The sequence below is a fragment of the Vibrio tritonius genome (genome assembly GCF_001547935.1).
Classification (GTDB): Bacteria; Pseudomonadota; Gammaproteobacteria; order Enterobacterales; family Vibrionaceae; genus Vibrio; species Vibrio tritonius.
The window spans coordinates 1,959,504-1,978,141 of the sequence record NZ_AP014635.1 but is presented as its reverse complement, the minus strand read 5'-3'; the positions used below and the strand labels follow the sequence as shown (position 1 = coordinate 1,978,141).

At 44.5% G+C, this 18,638-nt stretch carries 21 protein-coding genes; 8 read left to right on the top strand and 13 right to left on the bottom strand.

The window, feature by feature from the left end:
- Positions 1–45 precede the first annotated feature (45 nt).
- The 3 genes from JCM16456_RS08710 to btuD all read left to right on the top strand — a co-directional run bounded on the left by JCM16456_RS08710 (position 46) and on the right by btuD (position 2,885).
- Positions 46–1,071, top strand: coding sequence for a succinylglutamate desuccinylase (locus JCM16456_RS08710; protein ID WP_068713844.1), 1,026 nt, complete (start codon positions 46–48; stop codon positions 1,069–1,071).
- A 76-nt stretch (positions 1,072–1,147) separates the two neighbouring features.
- Positions 1,148–2,143, top strand: a complete 996-nt coding sequence (gene btuC / locus JCM16456_RS08705; RefSeq protein ID WP_068713843.1) for a vitamin B12 ABC transporter permease BtuC — start codon at positions 1,148–1,150, stop codon at positions 2,141–2,143.
- Positions 2,130–2,885 (top strand): vitamin B12 ABC transporter ATP-binding protein BtuD, encoded by a 756-nt coding sequence (gene btuD / locus JCM16456_RS08700; protein WP_068713842.1) that lies wholly within the window; start codon positions 2,130–2,132, stop codon positions 2,883–2,885. The genes btuC and btuD overlap by 14 nt, the downstream gene beginning before the upstream one ends.
- Before the next feature lie 434 nt (positions 2,886–3,319).
- On the opposite strand, the gene JCM16456_RS08695 is transcribed toward btuD, so the two are convergent.
- From JCM16456_RS08695 to JCM16456_RS08675, 5 genes are all read right to left on the bottom strand, one after another.
- Positions 3,320–4,282: a transposase gene (locus JCM16456_RS08695; RefSeq protein WP_068713841.1), complete on the bottom strand. Its 963-nt coding sequence runs from the start codon at positions 4,280–4,282 to the stop codon at positions 3,320–3,322.
- A gap of 229 nt (positions 4,283–4,511) precedes the next feature.
- Positions 4,512–5,087, bottom strand: a complete 576-nt coding sequence (locus JCM16456_RS08690; protein WP_068713840.1) for a nucleoside triphosphate pyrophosphohydrolase family protein — start codon at positions 5,085–5,087, stop codon at positions 4,512–4,514.
- 82 nt (positions 5,088–5,169) lie between these two features.
- Complete coding sequence (locus JCM16456_RS08685) at positions 5,170–5,520, bottom strand: DUF2750 domain-containing protein (protein WP_068713839.1); 351 nt, start codon at positions 5,518–5,520, stop codon at positions 5,170–5,172.
- 149 nt (positions 5,521–5,669) lie between these two features.
- Positions 5,670–6,233 (bottom strand): DUF1415 domain-containing protein, encoded by a 564-nt coding sequence (locus JCM16456_RS08680; protein WP_068713838.1) that lies wholly within the window; start codon positions 6,231–6,233, stop codon positions 5,670–5,672.
- Positions 6,234–6,282: 49 nt separating this feature from the next.
- Positions 6,283–7,503 (bottom strand): MFS transporter, encoded by a 1,221-nt coding sequence (locus JCM16456_RS08675; RefSeq protein WP_068713837.1) that lies wholly within the window; start codon positions 7,501–7,503, stop codon positions 6,283–6,285.
- Between the two features lie 101 nt (positions 7,504–7,604).
- Between JCM16456_RS08675 and JCM16456_RS08670 the strand changes: the two genes are divergently transcribed.
- Positions 7,605–8,474: a LysR family transcriptional regulator gene (locus JCM16456_RS08670; protein WP_068713836.1), complete on the top strand. Its 870-nt coding sequence runs from the start codon at positions 7,605–7,607 to the stop codon at positions 8,472–8,474.
- Positions 8,475–8,493: 19 nt separating this feature from the next.
- Here the strand turns inward: JCM16456_RS08670 and JCM16456_RS08665 are convergent, their stop codons facing one another.
- The gene (locus JCM16456_RS08665; protein WP_068713835.1) at positions 8,494–8,724 is read right to left on the bottom strand and encodes a glutaredoxin family protein; all 231 of its coding nucleotides are present in this window, start codon (positions 8,722–8,724) and stop codon (positions 8,494–8,496) included.
- Between the two features lie 147 nt (positions 8,725–8,871).
- Between JCM16456_RS08665 and JCM16456_RS08660 the strand changes: the two genes are divergently transcribed.
- The 3 genes from JCM16456_RS08660 to JCM16456_RS08650 all read left to right on the top strand — a co-directional run bounded on the left by JCM16456_RS08660 (position 8,872) and on the right by JCM16456_RS08650 (position 10,830).
- Positions 8,872–9,381: a M48 metallopeptidase family protein gene (locus tag JCM16456_RS08660; RefSeq protein WP_068713834.1), complete on the top strand. Its 510-nt coding sequence runs from the start codon at positions 8,872–8,874 to the stop codon at positions 9,379–9,381.
- A complete protein-coding gene (rlmF, locus tag JCM16456_RS08655; RefSeq protein WP_082712264.1) occupies positions 9,378–10,538 on the top strand; it encodes a 23S rRNA (adenine(1618)-N(6))-methyltransferase RlmF in 1,161 nt (386 codons plus the stop codon). Before JCM16456_RS08660 ends, rlmF begins: the two co-directional genes overlap by 4 nt.
- Positions 10,539–10,608: 70 nt before the next feature.
- Positions 10,609–10,830, top strand: coding sequence for a hypothetical protein (locus JCM16456_RS08650; protein ID WP_068713833.1), 222 nt, complete (start codon positions 10,609–10,611; stop codon positions 10,828–10,830).
- Between the two features lie 67 nt (positions 10,831–10,897).
- On the opposite strand, the gene pilW is transcribed toward JCM16456_RS08650, so the two are convergent.
- Both pilW and metA read right to left on the bottom strand, forming a co-directional pair.
- Positions 10,898–11,566 carry a type IV pilus biogenesis/stability protein PilW gene (gene pilW, locus JCM16456_RS08645; RefSeq protein ID WP_068713832.1) on the bottom strand — a complete coding sequence of 223 codons (669 nt, stop codon included), beginning with the start codon at positions 11,564–11,566 and terminating at the stop codon, positions 10,898–10,900.
- Between the two features lie 159 nt (positions 11,567–11,725).
- Positions 11,726–12,670, bottom strand: a complete 945-nt coding sequence (gene metA, locus JCM16456_RS08640) for a homoserine O-acetyltransferase MetA (protein WP_068713831.1) — start codon at positions 12,668–12,670, stop codon at positions 11,726–11,728.
- Positions 12,671–12,867: 197 nt separating this feature from the next.
- Here metA and JCM16456_RS08635 point away from each other — a divergent pair, with 197 nt between their 5' ends.
- A complete protein-coding gene (locus JCM16456_RS08635; RefSeq protein WP_068713830.1) occupies positions 12,868–13,266 on the top strand; it encodes an AAA family ATPase in 399 nt (132 codons plus the stop codon).
- Positions 13,267–13,283: 17 nt separating this feature from the next.
- Here JCM16456_RS08635 and JCM16456_RS08630 read toward each other — a convergent pair whose 3' ends face one another.
- The 5 genes from JCM16456_RS08630 to JCM16456_RS08610 form a co-directional block, all read right to left on the bottom strand.
- Positions 13,284–14,450 (bottom strand): ABC transporter permease, encoded by a 1,167-nt coding sequence (locus tag JCM16456_RS08630; RefSeq protein ID WP_068713829.1) that lies wholly within the window; start codon positions 14,448–14,450, stop codon positions 13,284–13,286.
- Positions 14,444–15,595, bottom strand: a complete 1,152-nt coding sequence (locus tag JCM16456_RS08625; RefSeq protein ID WP_082712261.1) for an ABC transporter permease — start codon at positions 15,593–15,595, stop codon at positions 14,444–14,446. Before JCM16456_RS08625 ends, JCM16456_RS08630 begins: the two co-directional genes overlap by 7 nt.
- A 21-nt stretch (positions 15,596–15,616) precedes the next feature.
- A complete protein-coding gene (locus JCM16456_RS08620; protein WP_068713828.1) occupies positions 15,617–16,597 on the bottom strand; it encodes an HlyD family secretion protein in 981 nt (326 codons plus the stop codon).
- A 9-nt stretch (positions 16,598–16,606) separates the two neighbouring features.
- Entirely contained in the window at positions 16,607–18,037 is a 1,431-nt protein-coding gene (locus tag JCM16456_RS08615) for a TolC family protein (protein ID WP_068713827.1), read from the bottom strand.
- Positions 18,038–18,170: 133 nt separating this feature from the next.
- Positions 18,171–18,404: a hypothetical protein gene (locus JCM16456_RS08610; protein WP_068713826.1), complete on the bottom strand. Its 234-nt coding sequence runs from the start codon at positions 18,402–18,404 to the stop codon at positions 18,171–18,173.
- Positions 18,405–18,638 lie beyond the last annotated feature (234 nt).

Below are 18,638 nucleotides of genomic sequence, written 5' to 3'. Positions count from 1 at the left end.
ATTAACTACCATTGGTATTGTTACTGTGCAATAAAGGAGTAATGCATGACGTCACTGTTTCATCAGTCATTTTTGACTGACACATTGGATACGTATTCTCAAATCGTTCCGAATGCCGTTAAAAATGCAGATGGTGTCACGTTAAAATTACATCAACGTGGTGTGCTAGAGGTGATTCCTGCTCAGCAAACCCCCAATACTCAGCACTTGGTTATATCTGCTGGCATACATGGTGATGAAACCGCACCTCTAGAGTTGGTGGATCAGTGGGTTAGTGACATTTTGTCTGGTAAGCAAGCGGTAAAAGAGCGCTGCTTGTTTATATTGGCGCACCCTAAAGCAACCAATGCACATGTGCGTTTTGTCGATGTTAATCTTAATCGCCTATTTGACGAAAAGCCGCAAGAGCCATCGTTAGAGCTGGGTATCGCCGATAGTTTAAAAATTACAGTGAGTGATTTTTTCTGTGGGACAAAGGTCGAATCACGTTGGCATTTTGATTTGCATTGCGCCATTCGTGGTTCTAAACATCTCTCATTTGCGGTTAGCCCTCGCTCTCGCCATGCAACTCGAAGCCGAGCATTGATCGATTTTCTCAATGCTGCTCAGGTGGAAGCATTAATGCTATCTAATGCTCCATCAAGCACCTTTAGTTGGTACAGCGCCGAACTGCATGGTGCTCAAGCAGTGACCGTGGAATTGGGCAAAGTTGCCCGGTTAGGGGAGAATGATCTCAATTCTTTCAAAGGGTTTAGTGATGCACTAAAAGCGAAAATCGCTGGTGATGTATTACCGACGCCTACCAATGAGTTAATTACATATCGAGTAAGTCGTACGATTGTACGTTTACATGACGACTTTGAGTTTTTGTTTGATGATTCAGTCGAAAACTTCACCTCTTTTATGCATGGTGAAGTATTTGGTCATGACGGTGATAAACCGCTTATGGCACAAAATGAAGGGGAAGCGATTGTCTTCCCTAATCATAAAGTGGCGATTGGCCAACGAGCGGCACTCATGGTGTGCGGCGTTTCTATTCGATATGAGAATGATCAAGTCGTTTACGACTGATTAACGGTAAATCTCTCTTTCTATTTAAATGGCTTAACGTTATCGTTAAGCCATTCTTGTTTATAGTTCTCACTTTATGGATTTTAATCAGCTCCTTTTACGTAAACAAAAACGGTGGGTTAGAGCCGCGTGGGTTCTGGGGCTAGCTCTATTGCTTTTGGCTGGCTTTTATTTAGTGCTAGGTGGGCTTTACATTTCGCCATTTGAGCCAATGACAACGCTCAAAGCCCGGTTATTGTTCGAATTACGTATTCCACGGTTATTAGCTGCATTGATAATTGGTGCATCACTGGGCGTTGCTGGGGCAACATTACAAGTGTTACTGGGTAACGTACTCGCTGAACCCGGTGTGGTCGGTATTTCCGGCGGAGCCAGTGTCGCCATGGTGTTAGTGTTGTTCTTTTTCCCTTTTGCAGCCACACCACAAGTGTTTATGCTATCAGCTATGGCAGGTGCTTTAGTGTTTACTGCCATATTAGTCACTATGGCGAAAACGTTAAGGCTAACGACAACAAGATTGTTGTTAGTTGGAGTCGCTCTGGGAATTTTATCAGGCGCAGTGGTGACGTGGGCGTTCTATTTCAGTGATGATATGAGCCTTCGCCAGTTAATGTATTGGTTGATGGGCAGTGTTGGTGGTGTGATTTGGGAGCAGCATTGGCTCAGTGTAGTGACCATTCCGGTGATTGGATGGTTGGTGTTGCAAGGTAAAAAACTCGATAAGCTGATGCTCGGTGAAGAGGTCGCTCGCCAGTTAGGTGTGGATATCCATAAACTGCGCTGGAAACTTATCTTGGCGGTGTCAATATTGGTTGGCGGAGCGGTCGCTCTGGGCGGCGTAATTGGTTTTGTTGGCTTAGTTGTCCCACATCTACTGCGCTTAACCTTAGGTTCAGAAAATAAAATGCTGCTACCATTATCGGCATTAGGTGGCGCGTTGCTGTTAGCAGCAGCAGACTTAGTGGCCAGATTAGCGCTTAATTCAGCGGAGCTGCCACTCGGAGTGGTGACCACAACGTTAGGAGCTCCAGTATTTATCTGGATGCTGGTGAAAAATCATGATTCGCATTAAAGACTTACAAGTGGGCCATCGTTTATTGCCACTATCGTTTGAGTGTGAAGCAGGAGAAGTGCTGCATATTTTGGGGCCAAATGGTTGCGGTAAAAGTACGTTGCTCGGAGCACTAGCGGGTATGACAGAGTGCCAAGGGGAAGTGTGGTTTGATGATGTACTTATTAGTGATCTATCACTGCCTGACCTTGCGCTCAAACGCGCTTTTTTACCACAAGCGCAGCGTCCTTCCTTTAATCTCGATGTTTTTCAATATCTGGCTTTGTCATTGCCGGCATGTATTGACGTTCATGATGAGAAAGTGTTGCCGGTGGTCAATGAACTGAGTGAACTTTTAAATATCAGCGACAAATTGCATCGCTCCATTCATCAGCTCTCTGGCGGTGAATGGCAGCGCGTACGACTGGCTGGTTGCTGCTTACAGATTTGGCCGACACTCAATCCCTATGCAAAGATGTTGATTTTGGATGAACCAGCGGCGCCTCTCGATATCGCACAAGAGGCTTTGCTTTATAAACTGATTGCGTACGTCAAACAGCAGGGGATCACCGTGGTGATGGCAAACCACGACTTAAACCGATCACTACGCCACGCTGACCGAGTCGTGCTTTTGCGAAAAGGTGTCGTGGAGAGCATTGGTTTACCGACAGAGGTATTAACTGAAGAGATGCTCGCGTGTGTATTCAACACCTCCGTCAAGCTCGTTGATTTTGATGGAAAATCTATACTGCTCTTCGAGTAGTTTTGGTGCAGAAAGCACAAATGTGGATCATTAACTGAAACCGCCCAAAATGCCATTTTAACCACATCTATATAAATCAATAACTTAGGATATTTTTAAAAGTTGGCACGCAATTGGCATTAATAAGATCGATACATTCTCGTTCTTGTTAGGCTTTTTATAGTCTCCTTAGCCACCTTGTCTATCAGGGTGGCGTTTTTTTATCTATCGTTTGGCTCTTCCTTAACGAGGACACACTCTTTCCTAAAAGGACAGTCACCTTTACGAGAACAGACCTCAATAGACATTAAAAATGTATTATTTTTCTGCTGTGTTAGTTAATTTTGTTTGTGCCAACCGATTCCGAACTTGCATACAAAATTGATTAGCAGGTTAGATTTGTTTGTAGGGGAGTCAAAAGGGGGGGGCGAGAGAGATAATGCGGCTCCTAGATATTAAGCAATATGCAGACCGACCATCCGCTTTTTGTTTAATGCCATTTTGGCGTCATGTAAACGCGCTTTGGTTCCTACCCAAACGCGAGGCTTTTTCTCTAGCTTGGTGCAAAGAGCTAAACAATCACTTTGGGTTAACGAGAGCCTCCTGAGTATATTAGGCTGCGAATCTTCGATATAACCGGGCTTATCTGGCCTTATTTGTCGGCCAACCCAATCCACTAGCTCAAGGTAGTCACTGAGTCTAAAAGGGATACCTCGCGATTTATTTTGGTGCTCGTAGCCCATGAAATTGGCGAGCGATGATGTGGTGGTTTCCCCTTTCTCTAAACTTGTTAGTCTCGCTTTTATTGAGGTAAAATCTGATTGTTCAGGCGTATCGGCTATCTTGGCTCGAATCGGGTTTAGATCGACATACGCCATAGCAGAAAGAAGCGCTTTTTCATCGAGTAGAGCTTGAGATTTGAATCGGCCTTCCCAAAAACGGCCTGTACATTGATCCTCTTTGTTTGCTTGAACTGCAATATCATAATTAAGCTCTTTCATAAACCAACTGAGGGAATAAAGTCGCTCTCGCCACTTGCAGATGAATTGATTGCACGCATCTTTTTCTGACTCAGATCGAATATCTCCCGCTAACCAACGTTGAATAATTAATGGCAGTTGGTGCTCTGCGTTCCAGCGCTTAACCACCTCCAAATCAGACAAAGCAAGAGCACCTTCTTTATCAATACGTACAACGAGATGGTAGTGATTGCTCATCACCGCGTAAGAGCAAATTTGAATGAGATAAACAGAGGCGAGGCTAAGAATACGCTGTTCAATCCAATCACGGCGATGCTCATACGATTTTCCTGTGAGACTATCAACGCCACATAAATACGAACGACGAACACAACGAGAAACACAGTGATAGTACGGCGTGATGTCTGGACAAATAAGCTGAGAGCGAGCGGTTGTCACGAATTGCGGCTCCGAGAAAGTAGAAAGCCTTAGCGTGACGATTTACTGAAGTGAGCGTAAGAGTGACGCAGCGATTATTCGAGACGCTTCAAAGAAACAATTGGGATGAGTTAAAAGTCGTAAACTGAAATGTGAAATAAATGTGGGTGTGTGTCCCAATTGAAAAGTGTGTGTCCTTTTAAAGAGCGGAAGACCAAAGCCCAGCGGTGCTAGGCTTTGGCGCACGCCATTATTTGGTTAATGGGGCTAGGTCTGCTGGGCGGTAGTAAACCGATTTCAGCACTTTACCTTTTTTGATGGTTTTGCTTTCAGAAACAAAATCTTCTGCGCATTTAGCGATGATGTAACCGCCTTTTTCTACGGCCATCAGTTTCACGCCTTGTTTGACGTAAAACGCTTCTGTTTCTGCGTATTCTTGTTCGTTACGGCACACTTTGCTCATGTTTGAGCTGTGTACTTCATCCCAACATGGAATAAAGTCGATACCGCGGTTGACTGCAACGTTTAGCAGAATGTCGATAAGGTAACTGATTGCTAAGTTATCCGATACTTTGTCGTTACCAAGATGCACTAAACGGCCCATTAAGACGTATACACTGTCGACGATTGCATCGGCTTGTTCAGTTTTATCCGGTGCTTCTGCAAGCTCTGTCATCTCTTCCACAATCAAAGATGTGTGCAGGCTATCTTGCTGTTCGTTTAGTGTCTCTGGTTGAGCAACAGGAAGATCAAAAGTTGAACGGAATTCAGTAATGTCGCGATACAGATGATCAAAAATTTCTTGCGTTAGCTTACTTAATTGCATGGATTCGGTCCGATTGGGGCTTGTAGATTGAAAACAAACAAGACGCATCGCTGCGTCTTGTTCAATGGCGTTTAGCGATAACTTAAACGTAAAGTTTGGCTAAATCAGAAGGCTCTAGCTCTTTACCTTCAAGTTGCGCGTTCCAGTTGGTACCAACCAGTACGCCATCTTCGGCTAGAGTGAGTAGCCAATCTTCCACAAAAATATCTAGCGGGATTTCAACGACTTCGAAATCAGCCCACTCTTCAACGTTGTGGATTTCAGCGTCAGCTTTGCTTGACCAAAAAGGCATCACTTCGCTTTCTTCAAATTCGGTTGATTCACAAGACAACCAACCTTCTTCATTGCGAAGGCCCCAAACCAGTTGAGATTCTTTTGTTTCTGCTACGAAAAGATCAAGGTTTGCTTGGATGTCTGCAGTTAATTTGCTCATGTTATTCTCTCATAGAAAATGCTGCCGCTAGGGTAGCACTTTCAAGGACCAAAGCCCATGAAGATTTTTGGTTTCCCTCGCTAGTTGCTGCACTTATGTACGCAATCAAGCTTGGTTGATAAGCGCATTAAGGCTGTATCTCAACTTGCCTATTTTCGAAACAAATAAGGGAATAATTTAAGACGTTCTTCTTCCGTTAGCGCAGACACGAGCGCGATATTGTTTTCTGGAATCGCTTCAGGATCGGGGTAGTGGCGTAACACTTTTTCCATGCTCTCTTCGCGAATGAGATGGAAAATCGGATAAGGGGCTCGGTTGGTGAGATTTTCTGCATCGTCTGGGTCTGTACCCGCAAAATAGTAATCTGGATGGAAAGTGGCGACTTGATACGTACCATTCCAGCCTTGTTGTTGAATGAGGGCTTCCACCCAGTCAATGAATTGATTGTAGTCCCAAAAATCTTCCAACATGTTCGGTACGACAACGAGCGTGGTTTCTAACTTACTAGCGGGAGTGTCCTCTAAAATGGTGAATTGGACGAGGATGTCTTCTAGGAGTTGCTCTTCTGTGTCTGCAAGGCTGACAAAAATTTTAATTTGTTGATTGCGCTGTGGTTTAGCGGCAAAAGGGCACAAGTTAAGACCGATGACAACATCATCGAGCCATTGATTAACTGTAGCAGCAATGGCTTTGGTATCTGTGGTTGAGCTCATAGTGTATTTCGTTGTTATTGTGAATTTGCCGCAAGCATAGCACAAACTGTTACCGGGACGTTTTAACAAATCCACGGTTTGGCTCAGTTACCGGGGAACGGTTACGTTTACTGAGCATCCAACACAAGCCAAAAATGGCCAAATAGAGCACCATACCGCCTTCTATCACGCCATCCCATCCGCCGTGCTGCCAGCAATAAAGTAGAAAAAATCCGCCTAAGCTGCCGCCGATATAGTAGTGGACCAAATAGAGCGCGGTGGCTGTGGCTTTCGCTTGGGTTGCTTTACGACTTACCCAAGAATACGCCAATGTGTGGGTAAAAAACGCGCCAAAACTAATGCACATTAAACCGATTAAGATGGCTGGTAGCTGTTCTATCCGGGCTATCCACATGCCGAGCATACTAATGATAGTGCCCAAGATCATTCCGCTTATGGATGAGTGATTCTTAACCCACAATGATGTTAATCGTGAACTTAGCGTGCCACCGAGATAGCAAAGGAAGATCAAAGATGCCAATCCCACAGGAAGTGAGTATGGTGCGGCGACCAATCTAAATCCTGCTACCGAATACAGGTTTACAAATAGTGCGAAGTTGGCACATCCAATCAACATGGCTAGCCACAACAAAGGGGTACGTAAGTGGTGTAACATTGAGCGGTTATGTTCGCGAAAGCGCCCTTTCTGGGCCACAAAGTGCTGTTGTACCGGTAGTGTGTATGTTACCCATAGGGTGCCTAGTAACGTAAAGACCGCCATGACCACAACCGCCTGTTGCCAACCTAGCGCATCGGTCAACATTCCACCGGTAATACGTCCCGCGATACCGCCTAGTGAATTGGCTGCAATGTAACTGCCAATGGCTTTACTAAACGCTGGGGCAGAGAGTTCTTCAACCATGTAAGCCACAGCAACCGAAGTAAATGCGGCTAGAGCGATCCCCATTGCTGCACGAGCCATAACAAGTAGCCAAAATTGTGTCGTTAACAGCATCAGGAGGCTAATGATTGGCATAGCAAAAAGGCCGATTAAAATTATTTTTCGTCGACCAAACGATTCAGAACTAATAGCCCAGGGAACTAAAGAGACAGATAACGCTAAGGTAGATGCAGCAAAGATCCAGTTGGTTTGGGTCTCAGAAATAGCGAAGTGCTCTGCCATATAGGGCAGCATGGGTTGAAACAAATACAGATTAGAAAAAACCAAAAATGAGCCAAAGGCTAAAGCGAAGGTCACTTTGCGGTATTGTGGAGTGTGCAGCTCAATCATAATAACAACTCAATCATTAACAACGTGATCAAATTATCAGTGTCTGGCTAATTAATAAAATATATTACCTATATCACCACCATATCTAAAATTTATCGACTATGGAAACTCGTCATCTACGCCATTTTGTGGCCGTTGCCCAGCAGGGCAGTTTTACTCATGCTGCACAACAGCTGCATATTGCTCAGCCAGCGTTAAGTATTTCAATAAAGAAATTTGAACAGCAGCTCGGGGTCACCTTATTTAAACGCGATGAACGCAAAGTCTCTCTTACCCATGAGGGGGATGTGTTACTAGAACATGCGTTACGAGTTTTACGACAACTCGATGATGCACAATTGGCCATGGATGAATTGAAAGGCGTAGTAAAAGGCGAGGTGCGACTCGGTACGCCAAGCATGATGGGTTCTTACTTTTTACCAGAAATCATCATGGCGTTTAAAAGCCAATTCCCAAATTTGAAAATGACGGTGGTCGAAGCAGGGACTCAGTCGATTCGCCAAATGTTACTTGCTGGAGAGTTAGATATAGGGGTTATCCTAAATCAAGATATTCCACCAGAGCTAGATGTCGACCCAATACTGTCATCACAAATGGTGGCGACCGTTGGACATCAACATGAATTGGCGACCGCGAAATCGATTGATTTTGAAACTTTTTTTGAACACGAATTGGTGATGTTTAAAACCGGTTATTTCCACCGAGAATTTGTTGATAAGGTATGTAAGGAGCACAAGCTTGAAGCTAGATTCTCTTTTGAAACCAACCTGTTGCCAATGATTTTAAGCATTGTAAAGCATGAGTATGCTATTACCGCATTATTGGAATTGGTGACGGATAAAGAACCGGATGTGGTGGCGGTGCCGTTTGATCCACCTGTGTGGTTAGATTTGGCATTGGCATGGCGTAAAGAGGGCTATCTTTCCCATGCCGATAAAACGTTTATTGAATACGTTAAGAAGTACGTTTAATTTAATGAGCCTGTTTCGATTACTTCCCACCGTACATGCGGTCAAAGTTTTTTGGATTCCAGCCAATCATAATGCGGTCGCCAATTTTCAATACCGGAACACTACGCGCGCCGATTGCATCCAATTCTTTGCGACCACGCTGCATTTTGGCATTACACAGACGATATGGAATCTGCTTGCTATCTAAATAGCGTTGGGCATCTTTGCAGTGCGGGCATTTGTCTTTTATGTAAAGAACAACTCGTTTCATGGTGCTTACTCGTAGTATTTTTCTCGGGGCGCAGAGTTTACCTGTGGTGCTAATGAGTTGCAAACCTGACGACACAACAGATGAATCGCAGTGCGCTTTGGGCTACACTTAGCGCCCTTTTGCTGATTGAGTCAATTTACACCGCCCATGACACATCCTGTATTGAAATACATTCAAGGTTATCCGACGAATACTATCGAATCTGTAGAACGGCTAGTTGCCAATGACCAATTAGTCACTTGGTTTGAACAGCGCTATCCAGAGCGTCATGATATTCAAAGTGAAAAAGCGCTATTTCAATACACGATGGCACTGAAAAATCAGTTCATGAAAAAGACAGCCCCGCTGAGTAAGGTGGTGTGGGATGGCAAAATTCATTTGATCAATCACGCGTTAGGTTTGCACACATACGTATCAAGAGTGCATGGCAATAAGCTCAAAGCCAAAAATGAGATTCGGATTGCACAAATCTTCAAATCAGCCCCCGAGCCTTTACTTCGCATGTTGGTGGTGCACGAACTTGCTCATTTAAGAGAAAAGGAACACAACAAAGCCTTTTATCAACTGTGTTGTCATATGGAGCCGCAGTACCATCAGTTAGAGTTGGATGCGCGTATTTTTATGATGGTACAAGAGTTAAAAGGAGCTGCAGCATGAGTCGTTCACCGCTAATCAATGGAATTCCTGCTGACCAGTTTTTTAAGCAGAAACAAAAAAAGCGCAAAACTTTAGTGGGTGAGTCGCTCAGTGACGAGCAAAAGCAAGCACAAAAACGGGCGAAGAGGGCGGCGGCAAAAGGCAAGAGAACCAAACAAGCACAGCGCAGTAAATCGTCCCTTAATGTGAAGGTGATTACCTCTAGCCAAGGTTTGCACCCACGTAACCGCCATCGTGGTCAGTATGATTTTGCTGCCCTGTGTCAGGCGTTACCTGAGCTTCGCCAGTATGTGGTCAAAAATCCTGCTGGACAGGATACGATCGCGTTTGCCGATCCGAACGCTGTGAAATGTCTCAACAAAGCGCTGTTAGCTCATCATTATCAGGTAACTCAATGGGATATCCCTGAAGGTTATTTGTGTCCACCGATTCCTGGTCGTGCAGATTACATTCATCGTGCGGCCGAACTGCTGCAAAACGAGTCGCCAGAATTGGAGCTGTCTGCAGTGACCATGTTGGATATTGGTGTAGGAGCAAACTGCATTTATCCGATTATTGCCGCCGTCGATTATGGTTGGCAGGTGAAAGGTTCGGATATCGACCCTATTTCGGTTAAGCAAGCCAACCTAATCGTACAAAGCAATTCTGTATTAAAAGGCAAAATTGAGTGTCAACTACAGACAAATAGCCAGTCTATCTTTTCTGGCATCATAGGGGGCAATGATAGGTTTGTGCTTACCACTTGTAATCCTCCTTTTCATCGCTCTCTAGAAGAAGCGCAAAAAGGGACTGAGCAAAAACGAGTGAATTTAGCGAACAACGCGCAGAAACGTTCTGGCGCTAAAGCAAAGCCAAACGTTACCTCGGGGCTTAATTTCGGTGGACAAAAAGCAGAGCTCTGGTGTCCGGGCGGTGAGGCGGCATTTTTGCAGAAAATGGCTCGAGAAAGTGCGCTCTTTAAAGATCAAGTACTGTGGTTTAGCTCACTTATCTCTAAAAAGGAAAATGTCCGTTGGATGAGAAAGCAGCTGGAGCAAGTCGGTGCCGTTGATGCCCGAGTGGTAGAAATGGCGCAAGGTCAAAAAATCAGCCGTTTTATTGCATGGAGTTTTCAAAATGCTAGTCAGCGCAAAGACTGGTTGAAGCAGAAATGTTAATTTTTTGAGCAGGATAATTCATTAGTATTGTAAGTAACACTATTAATTCGTCTTGCTGAAAGGAGTTGATATGGATTTTGCATTTTTTGTACCTTGTCAACCTGATTGGCTTTGTGTGCCCTTTATGTCGGTGTTCACCTTGCTGTTACTGGTGGGGCTGTTTTTGTTTGGTCGGATGTTATTTCGCGAGTATCAGAAGATGCAACGAGCGAAAAAAACGCGGCGTTTACGTCGAACCCATTACCGCGACCGAAAAGGTGGCCGAAATGGACGTCCAACTAACGTAAAGTAGCTTTTATCAATGAGTTTAATCTGCAGTTTGTCGGGAAGTGTATTGGTCATTCAGTAACTTATCCCGTCTAAGATTTATGAGCTCCTTTATCTATCGTGCGTTGTGCTTCAACGCTAAAAAGGTTTTCACCAAATTGACGCTGATAGTCAGTAATGGCCTTTTGTCCCTCTTCCCATCGCTCTGTTTCTATATTCCAGCGTATGAAGTTACGTGCTAAACGCTCACTTTGAGGCAAGTAATGCTTCGCTTGAATAAAATAATGCTGTGCTTTTGAATCGATATTACCTTGCCAAGCGCATAAAGCTGCGTTTTCGTATGTGGCTGCTAAGTCGGGGTAGTTAGGGGTGACCAGTGCTTGGTCAAAGTAATACAGCGAGTCAGCATATTGGTGTTGTCGACAAAGAAATGCTCCGTAGTTATTGAGTAAATCGCCACTGTGGGGGTGACGTTTAAGTGCAGTCGCAAAGGCACGTTTGGTTTTGTCTATTTCTCCCACTTTTTCATAGTAATACGTTAACGCAAGCTGGGCTGAAAGAGAGTTAGGCATCACCTCTAAGGCTCGGTCGATGTTTTGTTTAGCCCTTACGTTATCGCCTTGAGCTAAGTAAGCCAGACCGAGGGCAATTCGGGCCGCTGCGATAGCCTGCGGATCGTGAGCTTTATTTTGTGAAGATTGGTGGACACAACCACTTAAAAAGCAGAGCAGTAGTAACAGTCTAACAGGAAGTTTGGGCATGGATGTGCTCCTCAAACATAGAGCGCATATCATAAAAAGAGGTGCTGTGTAGAAGAAGATGTACGCCTTAAGCGTGCGACTGACTTAGCAAAATAGGTTTTGAACAATGCATATGGGTCACTTGCGTGACCCATATGTTTAAACAATAACAATAACAAATTAGTCTTCGTCTTTGGTGAACTTATCTTCGCTAAAGTTATCGAGATCGTACGGTGTTTGTTGGTAAACACAGTAATTGAGCCAGTTAGCAAACAGTAAATGCCCATGACTACGCCAGCTTGCATGCGGTTGATTTTCCGCATTATTATCTGGATAGTAATTAACTGGCATTACAGGGTCTAGGCCTTCTTTTACATCACGGATGTATTCGTTGTGTAAGGTTAGGGCGTCGTATTCGGGATGTCCGGTCACAAAGACGTTACGTTTATCTTTGGTTGATGCGAGATAAACCCCAGCGATTTTTGATGTCGCAAGAATGTCGAGATCGGTATGTTCGGCTAAGTATTCTGGATCAAAATCAGCGTAGCGAGAATGAGGTGCTAAGAAAGTATCATCAAAACCACGTAATAGTGGATGAAATTGCTGACGAATCTCATGTTGATACACCCCAGATAGTTTATCTTCTCGAGTACGTTTAGGTAGATCGTAAAGTAACTTTAATGCGGCTTGAGCTGCCCAACAAACGAATAGTGTTGATGTGACGTGGCTTTTTGCCCAATCCATAATGCGTTCTAGGTGATCCCAATACACGACATCTTCAAATTGGACTAAGCCTAGAGGTGCACCCGTGATGATCAAGCCGTCGAAGTTACGGTTTTGCACCATTTCAAACTGGCGATAAAAGGCATTGAGATGCTCTTCTGGTGTATTTTTACTTGGACGATCGTCAATTCGAAGCAGTTCAACATCGATCTGCAAAGGTGAATTCGACAATAAACGTAAGAATTGAGTCTCAGTCTCTATCTTTTTGGGCATAAGATTTAAGATCAACACTTTGAGTGGTCGAATTTCCTGCGTGGAAGCACGAGACTCTGGCATCACAAAGATGTTCTCATGTCGTAATACATCTCCAGCCGGTAATTGATCAGGTATCTTAATAGGCACTGCTTTCTCCCTAAGCGATAATTATGGACGTCTATACATCTAGACTTATAACTCAACTGCGGAATGATGTCGAGAGCAAAATGCGTTGGCAATAAAAATAAGTTACCCTAAAACAGAGAAAACAGTAAACTTTCTCTCTTCCCATCAATGAGTAGGATGGGAATCTATTTCTAATAACAACAAAGAGTTAAATTATTATGTCGCTGACGATTACCTTGATAAGAGGTTTGCCTGGATCGGGGAAATCTACCCTCGCAAAAACATTACCGGGCATTCATCTGGAAGCGGACATGTTCTTTGTTAATCCACAAGGTGAATATCAATTTCGTCCTGAGTCAATCAAGCAAGCCCACCAATGGTGTCAGGAACAGAGTGATTACTGGCTTTCACAGGGATGCGATATTGTGGTATCGAACACATTTGTTCGGCAGTGGGAAATGGCCTTTTATCGTAAATTGGCAAAAAGATATCGCGCAACACTGAACATATTGGTATGCCGTGAGCAGTACCGTAATGTTCATGGTGTGGATGAAAAAACCATTGCGAAAATGCGCCGCCAGTGGCAAGAACACCCCCAAAACAAATTCACCAAGTAGCTCGCTATATCTTTATGTTACTTGGTTTCCAACTCTACGTACTTAAATATCATCGATTGCTGTGCACGCTCAAAGGTAAACCAAGCAAAAACGCCCCATATTAACGTTAATAACCACAAATGGCTCCAATGTGTTGCGATTTGATGCCAACTTGCGCCCATTTGGTTAAGTGCTAAAAATCCTTTAATCGCCGGTGTGCTCGGCAACAAATCGACGAAGTAGGCAAGTGGGGTGGGTAAGCTTTCTATTGGCCAGATAAAACCGGCGGAAAAAACCAGTGGCATAGAACTGACCAATACCACAAGGGTAACGTATTCCCGCTTTGGTGTGATGGCGCCAAGAACGATGCCAATGAAAATGGAACTGAGTAGAAATGGCAGCAGTAATGTCATTAACTCTAGGGGTTTGGCTAGAGTATTAACGCCGTGATAATCGAAGCTGCCGCCAAAATAATAAGCGCTGAGTAGATAGTACACACTGGTGAGAACGAATGTTCGGACGACCAGTATTTTTCCGGTCGAGACGCTCCACCAATAGGTACTTGTTTGGGCATCTGCTTTTTGTGTTCCGCCAATCAGACCCGCCGCCATGACTAATGTTTGCTGTAGAATCAATACAAAGACGGCGGGCACCACGTAATCCACATAACCCATGCGTGCATTAAAGGTGGGTTTTAGATTGGTGCGAGTTGGGGCATAGCTTGATTGTGCTTGCACAAGGGGTTGACCGCTCGCCAGTAACCGAGAGACTTTGGCTTGTGCCGATAACGTTCCTGCGGCTTTGGCTAGACCTTCTGCAATCGTGCCATAAACCAGAAAATAAGAGGCATCACCCGCATAGGAAAGTGTTGGCCGACTGCCCAGCATCAAATCACGATAAAAGTGCTCTGGAATCACTAAAAAGCCAGTAATCTGCTGCGCTAAAAAGGCGTGTTTTGCATCGACAATGGTTGATAAACGCTTAGTGACGGCAAGTTGCGGGGTCGCATCGACCATTCGCTCCAACCGATAACTAATCGCACTCTTATCTAGGTTTACAATAGCAATGGGTTGTTTGAGTGGAATCTGGTGCTCATAAGGCAATGGGTAGAGAAACGAATAGAAGAAGACGCCACCAAATACCGTTAACACGACCACCGCATTACGGCTTAAAGCACGCCATTCAAGCAGGATCAGCTTTAGCATTGAATTTCCTCCGTTTCTGAGCTGTTTGAGCCAAGACGTTTGGGAGCAAGCCAGCATACCAATACCAAGGGAATAAGATACCAGAGCAACGAAAGAAGTGTCGGTAGAGAGTGCCATGAAGAAAGCCCATAATTGACTTGTTGAACTTGCACTTCAATGTAGTGACTTATTGGTAGAATATCGCGCCACAAGGTTGCCAATGTCCCCATGTTAGTGGCTGGGAACGTCACCCCCATAAAAGCAAAACTTGGCGCAGTATAGGCGGCAGCAAAGCTTAAACTGCGTGCTGCATCCAAGGTAATGAGATAAAACAGCGTTCCCATCACGACGCAGGCTGCAATAGTGAGCCATTGCGCCGCAATGAGCATAATGACATGACCATGGTTGGGCCAATCAAGTGCGTAATAGAACCAATACAAATAAGCCATACCTTGTAATCCAAACCAAGGCAGGTAAGGAACCAGTGCTTTTAGTAACTGGATAAGCGGTGTTTGCTGCCACTGGGAATCTTGTTTTGTGTGCTCATGATAGGTGGCTAATACCATGATCACACTTGCCACGATAATAATTTGCCACAAGGCGGGAATGATTCCTGAAAGTAGAAACTGCGCGTAGTTCATATTCAAATTAAACAACGGCGTCATTTGCGTTTGGATGGGAACCGCATTTGCTAGTGCACCTAAAGCAGTTTGTTGACCGCGGGATAAGTTTTTGACCAAATCGACCTTGGCGTTGAAAGAGGCTTGCACTGCGGCAACGGCGGAATTGACCAAGCGCCCGGTTAAAATATATTGGCTGTTATAGAATGTGGTTACCGCTGGTTGGTGACCTAACGTGATGTCCCGCGAAAAATGGTAGGGAATGACGATATAAGCGTAGATCTCACTTTTAATAAGGTCGGTGCTGGCTTCATCTATTGAGGCATAATGTCGTGTCACCGCCAGTGTTGATGTGGCATCGACATCGCGAATTAAAGTTCGGGATAGCGAACTGTGGGATAAGTCGACAACGCCAATTGGTAAATCGCGCACAATCGCTGCGGAAAAGATCCACCACAAAAATGCAGCAAGCAGTAGGGGAAGCCAAATAATGCTCCACTGTAACCATTTATGATGTCTGATTAACTGCCACTGTTGTTTCCACATATTTGCTGCGTCTCATCAGATTTATGGATTTAACGTTACCGCTAGGCTCATTCCCATGCGTAATGCGCTGTTGGCTGTGATGGGGCGGGCTTCCACTTCAAAGGTTCTTAAATCGAATCCCTGAGTGGCATCAGTGGAGCGCCACGTAGCAAAATCGCCCATCACCGCAATGTGAGTCACTGTGAAATCGAGCGTTTTCTGTAAGGCTGGAACATATGCCTTGATGGTTGCGCCTTTGGGAAAGTGCTTAAGGTAATCTTCACGCACGTTAAATACCGCCCAAGTGTCTTGAGTATCAATAACGGTGACGACGGGAAAGCCTTGGGGGGCTAACTCACCGCTGTGCAGTAATACTTGAGAGACTTCGCCGTTAAACCAACTGTTGATTTTGGTATCGGCCGCATAGGCTTCAACCTCTGCAACAGCGCCAGCCGCTGCTTTGGCTTTTTCTGTTGCGGCTTGAATGGTTTCTTTGCGTGCACCTTCTTTGGCGAGTTTAAACATTTGCTCTGCCGCGCTTTCGGTGTAATTAGCCGCTTGCCATTGGGTTTGTGCTTCGTCGCGTTTTTGTTCAGATACGACACCATCTTTATAAAGGTTGTTGACCCTTAGGTAGGTTTTTTCCGCCAGTTGAGCTGCTGCTTGTGCTTTTAACCATTGGTCTTTAGCTGCTTGTACCTGTTGTTCGCGAGCGCCATTTTTGGCTTCACTTTCCAATGCACCAGCCGCCTTTTGTCCTGCGATGGCTTGTTCTAGCTTGGCTTCAATTTCAGGACTATGGATGGTAAATACCAGTTGTCCTTTTTCAAGTTGATCGCCTTTTCGCACGAACACCTGATCAATTCGACCAGCCACTTTAGAAGAGATGCTGTATTGTTGCGATTCAATTTGCCCCTGCAAACGAATAGGCTGTGGTTGATAGGCAAGATAGAAACTGTAGGTTATCCAACCGATAATCCCTATTGCGATTAGGCCAACCAGCGATAATTTTAATGACTTCATACTGTCTCCTTAGGGATGCGTTGGCGATGCTTGCGCAGTGTTGAGAAAAATCGCGCTGTGGTGATAGTGTTCAAACGAATTCATTTCACTGCTAAGGGCTAATAGGCGGGTCAGGGCAATTAAATAATTGAATCCAGCGACGGATTGTTGAGTGCGAATGCTCGCTTGATATAACTCCGCATCCACCACATCAACGGAGGTGGATAAGCCTTGACTAAAGGCGGTTTCACGCAACCGCAAATTCTCTTTAGCTAAGGCTAAACTTGATTTCAGTCCTTGAACTTCTTCAATGGCTTGTTCGGCTTCTAAATAGGTTTTTTGTACTAATACAGAGAGGTCTTGCAGGGCTTGCGCTCTAAGATAGCGCACTTGGGTTATCGCGCTACTGGCAGCTTGTAACTGGTCACCACGGCCTGTGTTTTCCGTGATTGGAATACTAACGCCAATACCCACCATCCAATCGGGTTGCAATTGGCTAGCAATAGAGTCCTCTTCATAGAGGTTGTAGTTGCCGTACAAATAGACTTGAGGAAAGTATTTTCCTTTTTCTGCTTTGGCTAAGCTTTTCGCTTGCTTCTCCTTGGCATCCAAAATGGCCAAGCCAGGATAGGTTTGCTGAGTTTGTCCATCAAATACACTGATAGGTGGTAGAGTGGTGTTAATAAACAGCTGCCCACTAGGTTCGACTAAGGTGGTTTGACCAAGAATTTTGGTGAGAGCATTTTGCGCAATATCGAGATTCTTTTGGGCCTTTTTTAAGTCTACTACCGCTTTATCCAGAGACGCATCTGCTTGCAGCCGCTCAACATGGGCTATTTGCCCTTGTTGTTCTAATTTTACAGCGTTATCTCTATGGGTCGTTAAGCCTTTAACAACGGCTTGGCGGGTTTGTACGACCTCCTTAGCAAGGACCACGCTAAAATAGTATTTTGCCAAATCTTCATAGCGAGCCAGTACTTCCATTTTAAAATGAGCACTTGCTTCTTGTTGTTTACCTTCGGCTCCTTGTTGAGCTGCAGTGATTCTTCCTCCAGTAAAAATAGGCCAGATAGCTCGTACCGATGAGGTAACAATATCCTGCTGACTGATGGTTGTAGTAAAGCCGGATAGGCTACTAAGATCGAGGTTGAGTCCTGCCAATACAGCAGCAAGGGAGGAGGAAATGTTAGACTTGGTATTGCCGAATATTTTATCCCCGGTAAGAGTTATGTTGTCATCTAAACGGGTGTAATTCGCACCAATGGAAATTTGTGGTAAGTTGAGGCTAGAGGTGGCTTCAGTTAAATGACGATAACGTTCGACATTAGCATGCTCTGCTGCGAGAGAGTTGTTTTCCCGTTGCAGCAAATCCCACGCTTGAACAAAGGAGATAGGAGCGGCGTTAGCTGAGACCACATAACAAAGCGAACACCACAGAAAGACATGGACAGTTTTGAGCATGACAATCCCAATCAGGTTTGTTTAGAGTTAATACTCTATACTATTGTTCTTCATGTCTATGAGTGCCATCTCGTTTCTTAACGCTAGCGGTAAAAAAATAAACTAAATGAGAGGCGGCAGTGATAACGTTGCGTTAGTCTCTGGAATGGGAAGGGCAATAATGCTCTGCACGCCATTCTAAGTCCTCAGTACCAAGCATATTAAAAAGCACTTCTTTTCCAGACATTTGGGGGAAAGAAAGCATTACGTGAACGTCTTCGTGAGCGTCAGAATCAACTTCGTATGCACGAATACAAGTAAAAGTGGACTGTAAATGATGAAAGAGCATGTTGCGGTTTAAACAGATCCCTAAATCGTCACGTTTCATGGCGTCCTCCTTTACGTTGTGTTAGATCAATGAGTTAAAACGTTTCACTTCCGTGTTCTATCCATAAGTATAGAAGCTCACAGGACGTTAGAATGAAAATCTTTGTGATTTGTGCCATACATAATTGAGTGCAAAATTTGATATTTTTCACTTCCGAGCTACGCCATTTGTGCATTGCAATTTGATTCATTTGTTGGATTATCCATGGCATCTAGTAAACCACAAAATAGTGAA